Origin of the sequence: Streptomyces sp. NPDC020490 (assembly GCF_044335305.1) — a bacterium.
Classification (GTDB): Bacteria; Actinomycetota; Actinomycetes; order Streptomycetales; family Streptomycetaceae; genus Streptomyces.
Map to the genome: position 1 here is coordinate 698,596 of NZ_JBIRUY010000001.1, position 16,620 is coordinate 715,215.

Genomic DNA, 16,620 nt, shown 5'->3' on the forward strand with positions numbered 1-16,620 from the left:
GGCGGCCGGGCGGACGGGCGGACGTCCGCCCGTCAGGCGGCGCTGCTGCGCGGCACGCGGTGCCGGCACGTCGTGTCGTGGTCGGAGCCGAGGCTCGTCCACCAGCGTTCGCAGCACGCGGCGTCCAGCTCCTCGCGGACGATCGCGTCGGCGCCGGGACCGCCGGGACCGCCGGGACCGCCGGGACCGCAGGGACCCCCGGGACCGCCGGGACCGCAGGGACCCCCGGGACCGCCGGGACCGCCGGAGCCGCGGGGGCCTCCCGGGCCGCCGGGCCGGACGGGTTCGGCGGTCGCCCGGCACAGGTCGGTGACGACCGACTCGCGGACGACCGCGATCAGCGGGACGAGACTGGCGGCGGCGAACAGGAATCCGGTCCACAGCGGGCCGTGGCGGAACTCATGGAACGTGGTCCAGGCGAGCCCGCCGCTGGTGGCGAGGTAGAGGGCGCTGAGGAGGCGGCCTGAGCGGCTCATGGTCGGTCACCGTTCGTGCTCGGAGGATTGCTCTCTGCTCAACGCGCCAGGGCGCGAGGGGACTCGGGTCGGAGGTGACATCGCGTCAATCGCGGCACGCGGTGCCGGAGGGACGCATGGTCCGGCCGTGTCCGGGAACGCGAGCCGCAGACCAAGAAAGGGGCGCGCCGTGCTCGTTCCGGATCCGAAGGCCGTCAGAACACTGCTCACCAGGTACGCCACGCTGCGCATCGCGCAGGCGGAGCGGGAGAGCCCCGAGCTCGCGCGCGAGGTGCGCGTCGTCGGCGACCGGCTGTGCGCGATCACGGGCGCCGCGGACCTGGACGAGGCGATAGCCAGGGCCGACGCCCTGCTGCTCGCCTCCCGGCGGGCCGGCCGCGCGGACGGCGGGCTGTCGCTCGCCGTGTGAGGCGCGGGCGCCTCATCAGGCACGCGCGGTGGTGGAGCCTGCCCGCCCGCGGTTTCGCCGCCGCCTCGGTGACGGGTGGCCCGGGCGGCGGATGGCTTGTGGCGTCCATCACCCTGACCGCCGTGGCCGCAGGGATCCTGGTCGCCCGAGCCCTGCCCCGCCGGCACGCACTCCTCGGCCGACTCGGTGGCGGGCCTTCGGCGGAGCGGGCGGGCACCGTGCAACTCGCCGCGTCCACGGGCGGGTTCGGCCTGCTCCGGGGCACCGTCACGGCGTCGGTGATCGTCCGGCCCGGCTCGACGGCCGGCGTGCGACGGATCCCGCGACCCGGCCGCGCTCCCGAGCGGACGTCACGTCCTCCCGCCGAATCCGCCCTCCGACGTGGCCGCGGCCCCTAGACTCGGCACTCGTGCCCATGTGCGTGGGCAGCACTACGAAAGGCGCGTTGACGGGTGTTCCAGGAGTCCCCCATCTACGACAGACTCGTCGCCGAGCGCGGCGACGTCCCCGCACAGACCCGCCGCGAGGCCGAACGGGTGAACCGGGAGCTGGAGTACGTCATGCGGCCTCTGCGGTCCTCCGCTTCCTTCGCGCCGGCCGACCGCCCGGCCGCCCCGGGGGCCGGCTGGCAGCGCACGGCTCTGCTGCCCGGCTCGCTGCCGCACTGACCGGCGCTCAGCACACCGTCCGGCTCGAGTCGTCGTGGCGGGTGTGCGGCCGCGGACCGGGTCGCGCCAGCCACTCGGCGATGGTCCGGGCGATCGGCTGGCCCGTCTCCACCTCGACGAAACCGAACTGCCCCGACTGGTTGCACTCGAGGAACCACCAGGTGCCGTCGGCGTCCTCGACGAAGTCGAAGGCGCCGTACGACAGTTGGGCCTCCCGGACGTAACGGCGGACCGCGTCGGCGACCCGGGGCGGGACGTCGGCCGCGCGCCACGGCACGTCGCCCGAGGCGAAGCGGACGTCGACCTCGTCGGGATCGGCGTCCTCGGCGACGGCCTTGCGGGCCGCCAGCATCCGCTCGCCCACCACGGTCAGGCGGACGTCGGCCCGCTTGGCGACCCGGCGCTGCAGCAGAGTCGGCCCGTAGGCGACCGCGGAGAAGTCCGTGTCCGGTGCGACCCGGCTGGTCGGCACCGCCCGCGGCGGATCCTGCGGGTGCGCCCCGGAGACCGGTTTGACCACCAGGTCCGGAAAGCGTTCGGCGAAATCCCGGGCGGCCTGCGGGAACGTCGTGATCAACGTGGCGGGGACGGGCAGCCCGCAGCGCTGGGCGAGGCGCAGCTGCCATGGTTTGTGCCGGGCCCGGCGGGCCGCGTCGGGATGGTTCATCCAACGGGCCCCCGAGCCGCGGAGCATGCCGTAGAGGGCCTGGGAGGACTCCTCCGTCAGCCATGCGGACGGTGCGGCGGCCCGCGTGGCCGCCGCACCGGGTCTGCGGACCCACACGGACCGCAGACCGTCGATGCTCACCAGGCGTCCCGCGGACTGCAGATGGCCGCGGAAGGCCCCGTGCACGTACTCGGCCGACAGGGCCACGCCGTCGGTCAGGTCGGCTGGGTCGAGCCGGACCACCGGAGCACCGGACGAGTTGAGGTGCACGACGACCATGTCGGCCGTCACGTCCTCTTCGGAGGTCAGGATCAGCACCGTCATCGTCGGTGGGTCCGTGTTCAGTCGTCGAAGTGAGTCTTGGAACCCGCTGTGGAGGTCGTGGTGCCGAGTTCCCTCAGCAGCGCGAGGTCGCGCGCGGCGACCCGTCCGTCGAAAAGCACGTTCAACTGCAGCCCGGAGTCGTAGACGTACGGGGTGGTGGCTTCCAACTCCACCGCTGGACGTGCGTAGTTGAGCGTGAACGGTTGCATCGTCTCTCCCTCGTCGGTGCTGCGCCGATCAGACGGTCCCCCTCATCGTGGCTCCGTCTGGTCCGCCGACTGCCTTGCCCTTCCAGTCACTTATACGAATCGAACTTGTGATTGGTTTCCTTACTCTGCGTAGTCAAAGGGACGATTCGTGACCATTCGCCCGGCCGACGCTGCCGCGCAAAGTGCGCAGCGCGAGCAGGAGGACGGCGATGTCATCCAGGTAGACCGGGTCGGGCAGCAGGTCGGTCGGCAGCACGAAATAGAGCACGGCACCCCAGAAAACCCAACGTGGGCCGGTCGGAAGCCCGGCGCGCCGCAGGCTGCGCCGGGTCCGTACCAGCCGCACCAGGAGCACCACGGCGAACCCGAGCACGACGGCCGCCAGGGCCGCGGCGACGGTGATCATGATTGTGGTGGATCTCACGGGACCTTCCTCCATCCGGCGTGCCGCCCGGCGCGCCCACTGCACGGATTCCCGCATCCGGCGCGCATACGTCCCTGACCACCTGTGAGGATCCGGTCACGGTCGGGTTCGGCGGACCCGGCGGCTACGGCTCCGCTACGACTCCGCCGTTCTCGACGGGGCGTCACCTTCGTCCTCCTGCCCGCCGTCCGGCGTGTCCGAAGCGGGACGCGGCACCCTGGCGGCGGTGACCTTCAGGCGCTCGAACGTCCGGGTCAGCTGCCGCAGCGGGGACCGGGCCGGCGCGGAGGACGGGTCCGGCCGCGCGGGGAGACCGCCGGCCGACTCCCGGTAGACGGCCAGGGCCTCGTGGGCGCGCTCAGCGGCCTCCCGGTACAGGTCCCGGGACTTGGTCATGGCCTCCAGCGCCTCGGCGTACATGGCGACGAGCTTGCGCTGGTGGACGAGTTCCTCCTCCGGGGTGCGCAGGTGCCAGTCCTCCCGCAGCGCGGTCAGGGCCTCCTCGCCGCCCTGGGGCAGCGGCGGGGGCAGTGCGGCGAACCGGTTCAAGGCGTCGACGAGTTCCGTGGGCCGCGAGCCGTCCAGGAAGACGGTGCGCACGGCGAAGTCCCCGGCGTCGAACCCGTCCGGGGCCGGGAACGGCGGCAGCAGGACGGCCCCGCCGCGCGGCACCTCGACGTGGAACTCGCGCAGGGCCCAGTTGACCACGCGCAGTTGCTCCGGCGAGGCGCGGTGCTCCAGCACGCGGTGGCGCAGGCTCGGCGGCAGCAGCGGGGCCAGCGGTCGCCGGCCGTGCTCGTCGGGGGTCATCGCCTCGTGGACGACGACGTCGATGCTCCAGCCGTCGCGCACGGAGGCGCGCAGCAGGCGCCGGATGTCCTTGTCGTCCGGGGGGAGACGGTTGACCCCGCCCGGACGCAGTCCCGTCGCCGGGTCGTGGTCCCAGTCGGCGTCCGGGGCGTCGGGCCAGAACACGGTGGCGGGCGAGGGCCACTCCGGGTCCCAGGGCGCCTCCGCCTCCGCCGCCAGCACCCATTCCTGACCGTCGGCCGTGTCACGGGCGAGCGTGAGCCGGGCCCGCACGGTCACCGTCCCGGCGGCTTTCCAGCGTGCCTCGAAGACGTGCTGCGAGGCGTTCTGGCCGTCGGGCAGTTCCAGGTGGTCGTCGATGACCCGGTGCTGTCCGCGCCGCCGCAGGGTGTCCCGGACGACGTCCGGCGCGTCGGGCCCGGGGTGGCGGCCGCGAGCCAGCCACACCGTGGGGGGAATCGTGGGGTGGACGGTGGCGGAGGCGGGCATGAGTCCATCTCGGAGTGGGGGCACGTGCGCATACCAGTATCGCGCCCGCCGCCGCCCGACGATCATCCGGGGGTGGGCGCACGGGAGCGTGTCCCCGCACTCGGGGCGCGCGGGGCCCACCCGTGGCCGCACCGTTTCACTCGTCCCGCCACAGGCCGGTGCGCGGGAACACTGGCCTGCGCGAACGGGGCCCGCCCTCCATCCGCTTCGGGGCGGGCCCCGTTCGCGCCGCGGCCGCGGCGGCTCCCGGTCCGCGCCGCGCGCTCCTTACGCGCCGCTCTCCCGGAGCATGTCCTCGCGTTCGACGATCTTCACGCGTTCGCGGCCCTGCGGCTCGCCCAGTGCCTTCTCGGCGGCGTCCAGGCGGTGCCAGCCCTCCCAGGTGGTGAAGCGGACGCCGTGCTCGGCGAGGAACGCGTCCACCGCCTCGGGGGCGGGCGAGGCGGGGGTGTGCAGCCGGCCGTTCGCGTAGTCGTCGAGCAGATTGGCCACCGTCTCGTTGGCGTCGCCCTTGGTGTGGCCGATCAGGCCGACGGGGCCGCGCCGGATCCAGCCCGTGACGTACGTCGACTGCAGGTGCTCGCCGGACTCCTGGACGACCCGGCCGCCCACGTCCGGGACCGTGCCCGAGTCGAGGTCCCACGGCAGCTTGGGCAGCTTGTCGGAGAGGTAGCCGACCGCGCGGTAGACCGCGGTGACGTCCCAGTCCTTGAAGGCGCCGGTGCCCTTGACGTTGCCGGTGCCGTCGAGCGCGGTGCGCTCGGTGCGCAGGCCGACGACCTTGCCGTCCTCGCCGAGGATCTCCACCGGCGACTCGAAGAAGTGCAGGAACAGCTTGTGCGGACGGTCGCCGACGTCGCGGATGGCCCAGTTCTCCAGGGTCTTGGCGACCATGTCGGCCTGCTTGTTGCCGCGCCGCGTCTCGATCGAGCCCGCGTCGTAGTCGATGTCCTCGGGGTCGACGATGACCTCGATGGTGGGGGAGTGGTCCAGCTCCCGCAGCTCCATCGGGGAGAACTTCGCCTGCGCCGGGCCGCGACGGCCGAACACGTGGATCTCCAGCGCCTTGTTGGCCTTCAGGCCGTCGTAGACGTTCGGCGGGATCTCCGTCGGCAGCAGTTCGTCCGCCGTCTTGGCCAGGATGCGGGCCACGTCGAGCGCGACGTTGCCGACGCCGAGCACGGCGACCTTCTCGGCCTCCAGCGGCCAGGTCCGCGGCACGTCCGGGTGACCGTCGTACCAGGACACGAAGTCGGCCGCGCCGTAGGAGCCGTCGAGGTCGATGCCCGGGACGGGCAGCGCCCGGTCGGCCGTGGCGCCGGTGGAGAAGATCACGGCGTCGTAGAACGCGCGCAGGTCGTCCAGGCTGATGTCGGACGGGTAGTCGACGTTGCCGAAGAGACGGATCTGCGGCTTGTCGAGCACCTGGTGCAGGGCCGTGACGATGCCCTTGATGCGGGGGTGGTCCGGCGCGACGCCGTAGCGGATCAGGCCGAACGGGGCCGGCATGCGCTCGAAGAGGTCGATGGACACACCGGGCGCGGCGGCCACCTCGGACTTGAGCAACGCGTCGGCGGCGTAGATCCCGGCGGGGCCGGCTCCGACGATGGCTACCCGCAGGGGGCGGGGCATGATCAGGTTCCCTTCGAGCGAGGACAGACGACTCGAACGGGAAGCCTAAGCTAAGGCAAGCCTAAGTCAGTACGCGGGTCCGCCCTATGAGCCCATAAGCCGGATTTATGAGCCAGCCTCCCGCCCTGCGGCCCGGCGGGGGACCAGGCCGCGCCGGGCTCGTCGGCCGTCGGAGCCTCCGTCCGAGACCCCGCAGGTGCCCGCTGCGGTGAGCAGCCGGGCGATGACGAGAACGAGGACCAGGCCGACGACCAGGCCGCGGGGACCGGTGCGATGGTCGTGCGCGGCACCGCGCGCGACAGCCTGGACACGCTGGACACCCTGCTGGACCTCGACGGCGGGGTGAAGCCGGAGACGGTCGCGCCCGACAGCGCCTCGTACTCCGGCATGGCCTTCCTGTGGGACATCCGCTTCCCGGACGCCGCCGTCGCCCAGGTCCGCGCCGAGGGCCATTACATCAAGGACGGGGACGTCGCCCGACTCTCCACGTTCAAGGACCGGCACATCAACTTCCTGGGCCGCCACCTGTTCAACATCAAGGCCGCAGGCCCCGGCCGGGGCCTGCGCGCCCTCCGGAGCCCAGACGCTGGTCTGTCCTCAGCACCCCCGGCGGTCGAGGGCGGCGACCTCGCGTACGGCCTTGGCGACGGCAGGGAAGTCCTTCTTGAGGATCGCACCGTGGTTGCCGGCGACCTTCGCGCCGATCTGGATGTTCGGATTGCGGGCGGTCACCGCGTCGAGGCTGGTGCGTATCCGCTCCTGCTCATCACCGCGGCTTCCGAAGGACCTCCCCGAAGCGACCACATACCGCACCGGGACGGTGATGTTGTCCAGCACGGGGCCCAGCTCGCGCTCGCGGGAGAGCCTGCCGACCTCGATGTTGCTGTCGGCCTGCTGTTCGGCGGTCATCCGCGGGGCCAGGCCCGTCGGGCGCAACAGCGGCAGGAACCAGCTCATCCGCCTGAACAGCTTCCGGATCCGCCGCTCCATGGCCTCGTCGAGCCAGTCGTACGGGAACGCGCCGTCGACCAGGACCGCGCCCAAGGCGCGCTCCGGATTCCGGCCGGCCCAGTGCGCCCCGACAAGCGCCCCGTAGGACCAGCCCACCACCAGCGCCCGGTCCACACTCCTGGCCGCGAGAACGGCATCGACGTCGCGGACGGCTGCCTCGAAGGAATAGTCCGCCGAACGTTTCGATGTGCCCCGGGCCCGCTCGTCGTAGGTGATGTGCCGCCACCCCGTCCCCAGTTCGGCGACGACCCGTCGCCAGTACCCCTGAGTGGCGAACTGGCCATTGAGGTAGACGACCGGGATACCGGGACCGCCGGTGTCGGTGACGGCCAGGGCCGTATCGTCAACCGGCACCATGCCGGTCCACGTCGAGCTGGTCGAGGAAGTGCTGTTCTTCGTCATGTGTTCCCCCTGGTCGCGTGAGAGCGTCTTGTACGGCTTCTCCGGGCCCTGCGCTTGGATCGCGGACCCCTGGGGACGGCCGGGTCCTCGGCGACGACCGACAGGATCGCGATCGCGGTGGGCCCGGCCGGATGGTCCTGGTTCTGCTCCTTCAGAGGCTGCGGGCGGTGATGTCGCCGTGGGAGGTGGTGGCGCGGATGTTGAGGCCGGCGGCGGCGCCGTCGGCGTTCAGGAGCGTGTTGCTGACCCGGCCGTAGCCGGTGCCGGCGTCCAGGGAGGCGGAGACCCCGCGGGCGGCGCCCACCGAGATGTCGCCCTTCTGCGTGCTGAGCGTGACGGTGCCGCGCACGGCCTCGGCGATCCGGATGTCGCCCCTTGCGGTGCTGATCTCCGCGGATCCGCCCAGCCGGCCGACCTCGACGTCGCCGTCGACCGCGGTGAGACGGACGCTCGCGGCCTCGTCGATCTTGACCTGGGAGTACGAGCCTTCGAAGGCGACGTCGCCGAGGCGGCCGACAACACGGAACTCGGCGCTCGCAGCCCTGGCCTCGACGCAGGAGCCGGCGGGCAGCTGGACCGTCACCTCGACGGATCCGGGGTTGCCGAGGATCCGGTTCTTCGCGTCCGGGGTCTCGATCCGCAGGACGCCTTCGCTGTAGGTGACCTCGACCTGCTCTGCCGCTTTCGCATCGCGGCTCTTGGCGGCGCTGGCGGGCCGGACCTCGACCGTGGTGTCGGCCCGGTCGGCGGCGATGAACTGGATGCGTCCCGCGGGGATGTCGAGGACGGCGGAGACCGGGGCGGGGGTGGCGAACTTCTGCATCGTGCGCTCCTTGGGTACGTCGTTTCTGATATTGGAAACGCTACGTTGCATTCGAATAGTTGGCAACCTGTTCGTTGCATTTTACCGTCATAACTCCAGGTCAAAGCCGGTACATCGTTGCAATGGCTTGGATTGTAACGCAACAAGCCCTACTCGGTTCGTTGCAATGAGCCGAAGATGAACGCTACGCTGCGGACCCCAGGAACCACGAAAGACCACGAACCGTGAGGGAGACCGCGATGCCGGGAGGCAGGCTCACCCAGCAGGAACGCCGGCAGATCGCGCTGGGACTGGCCGACGGCCTCGCCTACGCGGAGATCGCCAGAGGCCTCGACCGCCCGACCTCAACCGTCACCCGCGAGGTCATGCGCAACGGCGGCCCCACCGCCTACCGCGCCGATCTCGCCCACCGCGCCACCGAGCGCCGCACCCACCGGCGCAAGCCGGCCGCACCCCGTGACGCGACGCTGCCCCCGGAGGCCCACGGGCGCGACGCCGAGGCGGTGCGCGAGTACGAGGAGACGCTCACCACCGTCTTCATAGGCTCGGGCACGCCCAAGATGATGGCCCGGGTGATGGCCTGCCTCTGCACCAGCGACGCGGGCAGCCTCACCGCGTCCGAACTCGTCCAGCGCCTCCAGGTCAGCCCGGCGTCCATCTCCAAGGCGATCGCGTTCCTGGAGAGCCAGGACCTCGTCCGCCGGGAACGCGACGAACGCCGCCGCGAGCGCTACGCCATCGACGACGACGTCTGGTACCAGGCCATGATGGCCAGCGTCCGCTCCACCGCCCAGGTCGCCGAGACCGCCCGCCAGGGCGTCGGCATCCTCGTCCCCGGCACCCCGGCCGCCGTCCGCCTGGAGAACATCGCCCGCTTCCTCGACTACGTCTCCGAGAGCCTCGCCCGCGCCGCCGACCAGGCCCGCGACGTCCTCCACACGAAACCCGGAACAACCTCGAACGACACCGCCCAACCAAGTCCAGACCAGCTGGATCAAGTGGGTTGATCGTGTCGGCGTCCGCTGACAGGCTGCCGCCGTGGATCTGGGACTTGCGGGGAAGACGGCTTTCATCACCGGGGGAAGCAGTGGCATCGGGCTGGCGATCGGCCGGGCGCTCCACGAAGAGGGGGCGGCGGTCACCGTCTGCGGACGGGATCCAGAAAGGCTGAAGGAGTCGGGACTGCCCGGGGTCCAGGCGGACGTCACGGATCCGGACGCGCTCGCCCGGGCCATCGACGAGGCGGCTGAGCAGATGGGCGGGCTCGACCTGCTGGTGGCCAATGCCGGCGGTGTGTTCGGGGGCGGGCTGCTGGATTCGACCCCCGAGGACTGGCTGCGAACCTACGAGTTGAACGTGCTGCATGCCGCCCACGCCATCCGCAGCGCGGTGCCGCACTTTGAGCGGCGCGGGGGCGGCAGTGCGCTCATCGTGGCGTCGATCACCGGGTGGAAGCCGGGCCCCAAATCGTCGTACGCCTCGGCGAAGGCGGCGGAGATCCACCTCGCCGCCGCACTCGGCCAGGAGCTGGGCCCGCGCAACATCCGGGTGAATGCGCTCAGTCCGGGTTCGGTGATGTTCGAGAGCGGGGGCTGGGCCTGGTTCCGGGACAACCGACCGGAGCAGTACAAGGCTTTCGCCCGCGACGACTTCCCCAGCGGGCGGCTGGTCGAGTTGCAGGAAGTGGCGGACGTGGCGTGCTTCCTCCTGTCGGCCCGCGCCGGCGGGGTCAATGGCACCAACATCTGCGTGGACGGCGCCCAGGACCACCCGAGCGCGGGCCGGCTCTTTCCGTAGACGCCGCTGACCAGAGGTCCCGCGGCGCGACCCCGACGAGTGGCCGCTTCCCGTCCGGGCCGTGGGCTGCCAGCCTGGTCGCGGAAGCCGTCCGCACCGTCCTCGGCCGCCTGAGCGCCTGCCGAGCAGTCAGCGGGTACGCCCGGGTGCCGACCGACGGGCAGAGACTGGAGCGGCAGCTCGACGTGCTCACCGCCGCCGGGTGCCGCAAGGTCTTCGCGGACGAGAAGTCCGGCAAGGATGCGCTCCGCCCCGAGCTGAAGGCGTGCCACGCGTTCCTCGACGCGGGCGACGCGCTGTCGTCCCCTCGCTCGACCGCTACGGCCCGTAGCCTCCAGGACCTCATCACCATGGTTCCTCGAACTCATCGTCATCGGCACCAAGGAGGGCCTGGCCGCCGCTCGCGCCCGCGGCCGGGTCGGCGGACGCCCCAGCGTCGCCACTGAGGAGATCATCCGCGCCGCCCGCGACCTGCTGCCCGACCGGGGCCGCTCGATCACCTCGATCGCGAAGCCGCCGGGCGTTTCCCCGGGCACGCTGTAACCACATCCCGGACGGGCGACCAGGACACCCAACACCGTTCGGGGCGTCCGGCTGAGCATGGGTTCCGGCGACAGGACTCACTCCCGCTCAGTCTTCAGGAACGGTTGTTCGGACCAGATGATCTTGCCGGACGGGGTGTAGCGGGTGCCCCAGCGTTCGGCGAGTTGGGCGACCAGGAACAGGCCTCTTCCGCCCTCGTCCGTCATGGCCGCGTAGCGCAGGTGCGGCGAGGTGCTGCTGCCGTCGGAGACCTCGCAGATCAGAGTCCGGTCGAGCAGCACCCGGACGCCGATGGGCTCCCCGCCGTGGCGGATCGCGTTGGTGACCAGCTCGCTGAGGATCAGCTCCGTGGTGAACGTCAGCTCCTCCAGTCCCCACCGCGCGAGCCTGCGGGTGACGGCGGCCCGTACGTCCGCGACGGCCGCCGGGTCCGACGGCACCTCCCACTCCGCGATCCGGTCGGCGGGCAGCGCCCGGGTGCGGGCGACGATCAGGGCGATGTCGTCGCTCGGCCGGGCCGGCAGCCGCGCGTCGAGCACCGCCCGGCAGGTGTCCTCCGGCGACGGACCGGCCCGCTGCAGCGCGCCGCGCAGCAGGTCGAGACCCTCCTCGATGTCCTGCCCCCGGCCCCCGACCAGCCCGTCCGTGTACAGCACGAGACGGCTGCCCTCGGGCAGTTCGAGGTCGGCCGACTCGAACGGCAGACCGCCCAGACCCAGCGGCGGGCCGGCGGGCACCTCCGCGAAACGGACGTCGCCGTCGGGCCCGATCACGGCCGGCGGCGGATGGCCCGCGCGGGCGACCGTGCAGGTCGCGGACACCGGGTCGTACACCGCGTACAGGCAGGTCGCGCCGATGACCGGGACGCCGCCGTCCTCGGGCGTCTCGGCCTGGTCGATGCGGGCGACCAGCTCGTCCAGCAGGGTGAGCAGCTCGTCCGGCGGCAGGTCGAGGGCGGAGAAGTTGTGCACCGCCGTCCGCAGCCGCCCCATCGTGGCCGCCGCGTGCAGCCCGTGCCCGACGACGTCTCCGACCACCAGGGCGACGCGGGCCCCCGGCAGCGGCAGCACGTCGAACCAGTCGCCGCCGACGCCCGCCTGCGCGGGCCGGTACCGGTAGGCGATGTCCAGCGCGGACTGCTCGGGCAGGCTGCGGGGCAGCAGACTGCGCTGCAGGGTCACGGCCATGCTGTGCTCGCGCGTGTAGCGGCGCGCGTTGTCGATCGAGACCGCGGCACGCTTCACCAGCTCCTCGGCCAGCGCCAGCTCCTCCGCGTCGAAGGGCTCGGGCCTCCGCGAGCGCCAGAAGCTGACCAGGCCCAGCACCAGCGACCCGGCGCGCAGCGGCACGACGATCAGCGAGTGGACGCCGTGGTCCAGGATCCGCGCGGCCCGGTCCGGATCCTGCTCGTGCCGGTCCGGCGCCGTGCGCAGATCCGGCTCCAGCACGGCCCGGCCCAGCCGGAGGCTGCGCGCGTGCGGCGAGGAGTCGACGAACTCGATGTGCCGGCCCACCGGGTGGAGCGGAATGTCCTCGCTGATCCCGGCGGCGGCGGTGCGGCGCATCGAGGTCGCCGTCTCCGGCTGGCCGCCGCCGAGCACGGCGTCGTAGAGGTCGACGGTGGCGAAGTCGGCGAACCGCGGCACCACGAGCTCGGCCAGTTCCTCGGCGGTGCGGGTGACGTCCAGGCTGGTGCCGATGCCGACTCCGGCGTCGTAGATCATGTCGAGGCTTTCGCGTGCCGCCTCCGCCCGGCCGGACAGGGCGCGCAGCTCCGTGGAGTCGCGGAATGTGGCGACGCTGCCGGGCGGGCCGCCCTGGGTGTCCGTCGGCCGCTGGTTGACCGCCAGCAGCCGGTCCCCGACCCGGAGCACCTCGTCGGTCGCGACCCGCCCCGAGGCCAGCAGCCGGGCGGTGTCCGCGGCGAGGCCCAGGTCGCTGACATGGCGTCCCTCGGCGTCCGCGGGCAGGCCGAGCAGCCGGTGCGCCTCGTCGTTGGCCAGCAGCAGCCGGCCCTCGCCGCCGACGATCAGCACGCCCTCGCGGACGGCGTGCAGCACCGCGTCGTGGTGGTCGTACATCCGGGTCATCTCGTGCGGGCCGAGGCCGTGCGTCTGGCGCAGCAGCCGCCGGCTCACGAGCGCGGTGCCCGCCGTGGCCAGGGAGAGCGCCGCGGCGGCGGCGACCAGCACGAGGGGCAGCTGCCGGTTGGCGACGCCGCCCACGTTGTCGGTGGTGATGCCCGCCGACACCAGCCCCACCACGGAACCGTCCGGCGCCCTGACCGGCACGACCGCCTGCACCAGCCGCCCGATCGTCCCGTCGATCTCCTCGGTCACGGTCCGGCCGGCCAGCGCGGGAGCGATCGTCCCCACGAACCGCTTGCCGATGCGGTCCGGCTTGGGGTGCGTGTAGCGGATGCCGTTGGTGTTCATGACAACTATGAAGTCCACACCGGCCGCCCTGCGCGCCGCCTCGGCCCGGGGCTGCAGGACGGCCGTCGGGTCGGGGGCGTCGAGTGCCTCGCGGGTGCCCGGCGCGTTCGCGAACGCCTGGGCGACCGCCAGCGACCGGTTGCGGGCCTCCAGGTCGCTGTCGCGCCGCACCTGCAGGACCAGCGCCACCACCGCGGCGACGACCAGCAGCAGCACGATCACCACCTGCAGGACGAACACCTGCCCGGCCACGCTGCGTCCGCTCAGCGCCGACCGCAGCCGGGCGGCCCGGCCCGGCGTCGGTCTGTCGTGCGGTTCCGGCCGGGTGGGCGCACCACCCGGGGCCCGCCGCGCCGGCTGTCCGTCCACCTCGAGCACGAGGCCGGGCACGCGCCGGGTACGGGGACCGCTGGAACGGAGGGTCGACCGCGGCCCGGAGCGACCCACAAGTCGGACCATGCGCCTATGTCTACACCGTTGCGCCCCAAGAGGCGAGAGACATCACAGAAGGTGACAGACCGTACGTCCCGCGCGGGGCCGGTTCAGTGCCGTCCGCCGGCCCGGCCGGCCTGCGGGGCACGGCGGGTGGCGAGCAGCAGGGCGATGTCGTCGGGCCGGTCGGTCATGTGCCGGGCCGTCGCGGTCAGCCGCTCGGCGACACCGGCCAGCGCACGGCCCCGGCCGCCCGCGCGGGCGGCCGGGGCGCCGGCCCGCGCCAGGGCCACCCGGAGGGCCGTGATGCCGTCGTCGATGTCCATGCCGGGCCGCTCGACCAGCCCGTCCGTGTACAGCGCGAGGATGGCCCCCGGCTCGACGTGCAGTTCGGCGACCGGGTACCGGGCGTGCGGGTCCACCCCGAGCACCACACCGCCGGGCAGGTCGAGCACTTCGGTACGGCCGTCCACGCGGCGCAGGATCGGCGGCGGGTGCCCGGCCCGCGCCACCCGCGCCAGCCCCGTGGCCGGGTCGAGACGGATGTAGCAGCAGCTCGCGAACTGGCCGGGGTCGAGGTCGATGAGCAGGTGGTTGGTGCCGCTCATGACCTCGTCGGGCGGGTGGTCCCCGAGCGCGAACGCCCGCACCGCGCTGCGCAGCTGCCCCATGGTGGCCGCCGCCTGCACACCGTGCCCCTGCACGTCGCCGATGACCAGGGCCAGCCCGTCCCCGGCCTCCACGACGTCGTACCAGTCGCCGCCCACCTCCATGCCCTGGGTGCCCGGCAGGTAGCGGCCGGTGGTCTCCACCTGCGGATGCAGCGACAGCCGGCGGGGCAGCAGGGCTTGCTGCAGGCCCCGCGCGAGCGCGGCCTCGTTCTCGTAGCGCTGCGCTTTCTCCATGGCGTGGGCGATCAGCCCGGCGAGCGCGGTGAGCACCGTGCGCTCCTCGGTGCTGAAGCTGCGCGGACGGTCGAAGCCGAGGATGCAGGAGCCGACCGGCCGCCCGGAGGCGATCAGGGGGAGGAAGGCGCGGGAGCCCTCCGGAGCGTCCAGCGGCAGGCCGGGGTAGGCGGCGCTCAGCTGCTGCATGGAGTCGAAGAACAGCGGCCGGCCGCTGGTCAGCGTCTCCACACCGGGCAGCCGGGCGTCCAGCCCCACGCCCTCGAAGGGCGTCAGGAACCCGGGCGGGAAGCCGGTCTCCCAGGCCAGGTACAGGTGCCGGTCCTGCAACAGGTAGATGGCGAGCCGGCCGCCCCCGAACGCGGGCAGCAGCTCCCGTACCACCACGGCCGACACCTGGCGGGCGGTGACCGCCTCGGTCAGCGCGATGGCCAGGACGATGGGCCGGTACACCGGCGCCATGGACGTGTCCCCGGAGGCCGCCGCGACGCCGCTCCCGTCCTGCTCGGGTACGGGCGCCAGACCGGAGGCGGTGTCCGCCACCCGGCCCGAAGGCCGCAGCGTGTACGTCAGGATGGTGTCTCCCGGATGGACGGACACGTCGAGCCAGGTGCCCTCGTCCGCCGTCCCGGCGCCGTCCGACGCGGCTCGCCCCAGGTGGAAGTGCACGGGGTCGGGGGACAGCAGGGCGCTGCGCAGATGGTCCTCGCACTGCGGCCGGCCCAGCCACGGCACGCCCTCGCACAGCTGACGGCCGAGCAGCTCCGACCGCGGCCGGCCCAGCAGCTGGGCGGCCCGCGGGTTGGCGTAGAGGATCAGGCCCAGCCGGTCCGTGCAGAGCACGCCGTCGGGCAGCAGGTCCGCCGCGGCGTCGGCCGCCGCGCCCGGCCCGGGGTCGACGACGACGCCCCGGACCGGGTGCGCGGCGGACGGGAAGCCGTGCGGGGCGGGTGCGGCGTACGGGCTCCACAGCTCCACCACCCGCAGCCGGTCGTCGGCGGTCCGCACGTACAGCGGCAGCGTCGGTGGCCGCCCCCCGGCCGTCCGGCGGAGCGCGGCCAGGACCTGCTCCGGGCTCTCCGGGCAGACGGCGTCAGCGAGCGCGTCCACCCCCGCGATGTCCCCGGCGGGCACGCCCAGCAGGTCGGGCAGGCGCTCGTCCACGGTCACCACGTTCGTCACCGGGTCCCAGGCGAAACCTCCGGCCCGCCCCGCGGACGGACGCGTGCCGGGCGGCCGGACGCACACCGGGTCGTCGTCCCAGGCGACCGTCCGCCGGCCGGCCTCCAGGCGCAGCAGCGCCGTGCCCAGGTCCGCGGCGAGCTGCGCCATGCGGTCGCGCTGCGCGAGCAGTTCGGCGGCGTCCGCGGCGGGCGGGCGCAGCACGGTCAGGACGCCGAAGGCCGTCGACCCGCCGACGACCGGCACGTACAGCGACCCGAACGGGAACGGCAGCCCCGCCGCGAACTGGGGATAGCGGCGCATCGACTCCGCGGCGTTCGGCAGGACCACCTGGACGCCGAGCCGGTAGGCGTCGGCCACCGGGAACGGGCTGTCCGTGTGCAGCCGCCACCAGGGCCGGAACAGGGGGCCGGGCAGCCCGGCGAGCACCGCCAGCCGCAGCAGTCCGGGCACGCCGGAGCGCAGGTAGATCCCTCCCGAGTGGCCGCCGGCCGCGCTGATCGCATCCGTCGTGGCGTCCACCAGCAGCGCGGCCAGTTCCTCGGGTATCCGCTCCGTGTCCCTGGCGCTCCCAGTCATCGCCCCTACCTCGTCCGCGCGCCGCCGAGCGGGCGACACAGCAAGAATGCGCCACGACGGGCGCGGGGCGCACCCGGGCGGACAGAGTGATTCCTGAGGCGCAAAGAGGCGCCCGGGTCTGCGGCCGTGGCCCGGCGCGCGGTCCCGCCCGGACGCGGAGTCCGGACGCGGAGCCGCAGGCGGGCGCGCCGTCCCGGTCCAGGGCGCCCTACGCCGCGGCCCGGGCGCTCCGGGCCGGGCCGCGCCGCGCCGCGGACGGATGCGCGTCACCTGGGCGGGTGACGACAGGAGCGGGGTGTCGTCCGCAGGTCAGGCCGCGTCGGTGAGCGCTGACGGGGCCGGACGGTCATCCGCAGGGTGGCGGGCCGTACGGTCGCCCGCGCCACGGGCGGACGCAGTGCCT

15 protein-coding genes are annotated in these 16,620 nt (G+C 73.3%); 5 read left to right on the top strand and 10 right to left on the bottom strand.

Annotation, left to right across the window (positions count from 1 at the left end; genetic code table 11):
* Nucleotides 1-32: 32 nt before the first annotated feature.
* On the bottom strand, nucleotides 33-476 hold the full coding sequence (locus ACH4ZX_RS03130) for a hypothetical protein (RefSeq protein WP_398266519.1): 444 nt from the start codon (nucleotides 474-476) through the stop codon (nucleotides 33-35).
* A 169-nt stretch (nucleotides 477-645) separates the two neighbouring features.
* Here ACH4ZX_RS03130 and ACH4ZX_RS03135 point away from each other — a divergent pair, with 169 nt between their 5' ends.
* Together ACH4ZX_RS03135 and ACH4ZX_RS03140 are read left to right on the top strand one after the other, a co-directional pair.
* Nucleotides 646-885, top strand: coding sequence for a DUF5133 domain-containing protein (locus ACH4ZX_RS03135; RefSeq protein ID WP_398266522.1), 240 nt, complete (start codon nucleotides 646-648; stop codon nucleotides 883-885).
* Nucleotides 886-1,337: 452 nt separating this feature from the next.
* Nucleotides 1,338-1,553, top strand: a complete 216-nt coding sequence (locus ACH4ZX_RS03140) for a hypothetical protein (RefSeq protein ID WP_398266525.1) — start codon at nucleotides 1,338-1,340, stop codon at nucleotides 1,551-1,553.
* A 7-nt stretch (nucleotides 1,554-1,560) separates the two neighbouring features.
* Here the strand turns inward: ACH4ZX_RS03140 and tgmB are convergent, their stop codons facing one another.
* The 7 genes from tgmB to ACH4ZX_RS03175 all read right to left on the bottom strand — a co-directional run bounded on the left by tgmB (nucleotide 1,561) and on the right by ACH4ZX_RS03175 (nucleotide 8,344).
* A complete protein-coding gene (gene tgmB, locus ACH4ZX_RS03145) occupies nucleotides 1,561-2,544 on the bottom strand; it encodes an ATP-grasp ribosomal peptide maturase (protein WP_398266528.1) in 984 nt (327 codons plus the stop codon).
* Nucleotides 2,545-2,561: 17 nt separating this feature from the next.
* On the bottom strand, nucleotides 2,562-2,753 hold the full coding sequence (gene tgmA / locus ACH4ZX_RS03150) for a putative ATP-grasp-modified RiPP (protein ID WP_324788242.1): 192 nt from the start codon (nucleotides 2,751-2,753) through the stop codon (nucleotides 2,562-2,564).
* 133 nt (nucleotides 2,754-2,886) lie between these two features.
* Nucleotides 2,887-3,159, bottom strand: a complete 273-nt coding sequence (locus tag ACH4ZX_RS03155) for a YkvA family protein (RefSeq protein WP_398266532.1) — start codon at nucleotides 3,157-3,159, stop codon at nucleotides 2,887-2,889.
* Between the two features lie 153 nt (nucleotides 3,160-3,312).
* Nucleotides 3,313-4,476, bottom strand: a complete 1,164-nt coding sequence (locus tag ACH4ZX_RS03160; RefSeq protein WP_398266535.1) for a hypothetical protein — start codon at nucleotides 4,474-4,476, stop codon at nucleotides 3,313-3,315.
* 267 nt (nucleotides 4,477-4,743) lie between these two features.
* Nucleotides 4,744-6,108 (bottom strand): FAD-dependent oxidoreductase, encoded by a 1,365-nt coding sequence (locus ACH4ZX_RS03165; protein WP_398266538.1) that lies wholly within the window; start codon nucleotides 6,106-6,108, stop codon nucleotides 4,744-4,746.
* Between the two features lie 597 nt (nucleotides 6,109-6,705).
* Entirely contained in the window at nucleotides 6,706-7,521 is an 816-nt protein-coding gene (locus ACH4ZX_RS03170) for an alpha/beta fold hydrolase (protein ID WP_398266541.1), read from the bottom strand.
* Nucleotides 7,522-7,672: 151 nt separating this feature from the next.
* The gene (locus ACH4ZX_RS03175) at nucleotides 7,673-8,344 is read right to left on the bottom strand and encodes a DUF4097 family beta strand repeat-containing protein (protein ID WP_398266544.1); all 672 of its coding nucleotides are present in this window, start codon (nucleotides 8,342-8,344) and stop codon (nucleotides 7,673-7,675) included.
* 239 nt (nucleotides 8,345-8,583) lie between these two features.
* Between ACH4ZX_RS03175 and ACH4ZX_RS03180 the strand changes: the two genes are divergently transcribed.
* From ACH4ZX_RS03180 to ACH4ZX_RS03190, 3 genes are all read left to right on the top strand, one after another.
* Nucleotides 8,584-9,351, top strand: coding sequence for a helix-turn-helix domain-containing protein (locus ACH4ZX_RS03180; RefSeq protein ID WP_360752009.1), 768 nt, complete (start codon nucleotides 8,584-8,586; stop codon nucleotides 9,349-9,351).
* Between the two features lie 31 nt (nucleotides 9,352-9,382).
* Complete coding sequence (locus tag ACH4ZX_RS03185) at nucleotides 9,383-10,141, top strand: SDR family NAD(P)-dependent oxidoreductase (protein ID WP_398266548.1); 759 nt, start codon at nucleotides 9,383-9,385, stop codon at nucleotides 10,139-10,141.
* A 185-nt stretch (nucleotides 10,142-10,326) separates the two neighbouring features.
* A complete protein-coding gene (locus tag ACH4ZX_RS03190) occupies nucleotides 10,327-10,587 on the top strand; it encodes a recombinase family protein (protein ID WP_398266701.1) in 261 nt (86 codons plus the stop codon).
* A 174-nt stretch (nucleotides 10,588-10,761) separates the two neighbouring features.
* Here the strand turns inward: ACH4ZX_RS03190 and ACH4ZX_RS03195 are convergent, their stop codons facing one another.
* Nucleotides 10,762-13,578, bottom strand: a complete 2,817-nt coding sequence (locus ACH4ZX_RS03195; protein ID WP_398266551.1) for a SpoIIE family protein phosphatase — start codon at nucleotides 13,576-13,578, stop codon at nucleotides 10,762-10,764.
* Nucleotides 13,579-13,661: 83 nt separating this feature from the next.
* Nucleotides 13,662-16,217 carry a SpoIIE family protein phosphatase gene (locus ACH4ZX_RS03200; protein WP_398266553.1) on the bottom strand — a complete coding sequence of 852 codons (2,556 nt, stop codon included), beginning with the start codon at nucleotides 16,215-16,217 and terminating at the stop codon, nucleotides 13,662-13,664.
* Nucleotides 16,218-16,620 lie beyond the last annotated feature (403 nt).

Coding starts and splice junctions, on each gene's coding strand:
- tgmB (WP_398266528.1), bottom strand. CDS start 2,544: ATGACGGTGCTGATCCTGACCTCCGAAGAGGACGTGACGGCCGACATG.
- ACH4ZX_RS03130 (WP_398266519.1), bottom strand. CDS start 476: ATGAGCCGCTCAGGCCGCCTCCTCAGCGCCCTCTACCTCGCCACCAGC.
- ACH4ZX_RS03165 (WP_398266538.1), bottom strand. CDS start 6,108: ATGCCCCGCCCCCTGCGGGTAGCCATCGTCGGAGCCGGCCCCGCCGGG.
- ACH4ZX_RS03180 (WP_360752009.1), top strand. CDS start 8,584: ATGCCGGGAGGCAGGCTCACCCAGCAGGAACGCCGGCAGATCGCGCTG.
- ACH4ZX_RS03170 (WP_398266541.1), bottom strand. CDS start 7,521: ATGACGAAGAACAGCACTTCCTCGACCAGCTCGACGTGGACCGGCATG.
- tgmA (WP_324788242.1), bottom strand. CDS start 2,753: ATGCAACCGTTCACGCTCAACTACGCACGTCCAGCGGTGGAGTTGGAA.
- ACH4ZX_RS03195 (WP_398266551.1), bottom strand. CDS start 13,578: ATGGTCCGACTTGTGGGTCGCTCCGGGCCGCGGTCGACCCTCCGTTCC.
- ACH4ZX_RS03175 (WP_398266544.1), bottom strand. CDS start 8,344: ATGCAGAAGTTCGCCACCCCCGCCCCGGTCTCCGCCGTCCTCGACATC.
- ACH4ZX_RS03160 (WP_398266535.1), bottom strand. CDS start 4,476: ATGCCCGCCTCCGCCACCGTCCACCCCACGATTCCCCCCACGGTGTGG.
- ACH4ZX_RS03155 (WP_398266532.1), bottom strand. CDS start 3,159: ATGATCACCGTCGCCGCGGCCCTGGCGGCCGTCGTGCTCGGGTTCGCC.
- ACH4ZX_RS03200 (WP_398266553.1), bottom strand. CDS start 16,217: ATGACTGGGAGCGCCAGGGACACGGAGCGGATACCCGAGGAACTGGCC.